General features: G+C 72.0%; 1 protein-coding gene. It reads left to right on the plus strand.

Annotated features, from left to right (window positions below; translation table 11 throughout):
- The coding region (locus FV223_RS29490; protein WP_187276307.1) for a PAS-domain containing protein at positions 1-589 on the plus strand (589 nt) is incomplete at both ends.

Raw genomic sequence — 589 nt, forward strand, 5'->3', positions numbered from 1 at the left:
GCGAGATCCTCGACCATCTCCGCGCCCAGCGGAAGCTGGAGGAGCATGCCGACTTCCGCAGCTGGAAGCAGGGCGTGCTCGCGGCCTACCGCTCGGCCGAGGCGAACCCCGCCTGGTGGTACCTGCCCGACGGCCGCACGCTGCGCGTGCTGGCCGAGCCGAACCCGCAGGGCGGCCTCACCTACCTGTTCGACGACGTCTCGGACCGGATGAAGCTCGAATCCCGCTACAACGCGCTGATGCGGGTGCAGGCCGAGACGCTGGACACCCTCAAGGAGCCCGTGGCGGTGTTCGGCGCCGACGGCCGCCTGACCTTCGCCAACCGCGCCTTCGCCACCGCTTGGCGCCTCGACCCCGAGACGCTGGAGGCGCGTCCGCACGTCGAGGCGGTGATCGAGGCGTGCCGCGTGCTGGCGCCGGCCGACGAGCCCTGGCTCGACATCCGCGACGCGGTGGTCGGGCTCGAGTCCCGCACCGGCCTCGCCTGCAAGCTCGAGATGGTCGACGGCACCGTGCTCGACTGCGCCGCTCAGCCCCTGCCCGAGGGCGCGACGCTGATCACCCTGATCGACGTGACCGCGAGCGTGAA

The organism is Methylobacterium sp. WL116 (assembly GCF_008039455.1).
Lineage (GTDB): Bacteria > Pseudomonadota > Alphaproteobacteria > Rhizobiales > Beijerinckiaceae > Methylobacterium.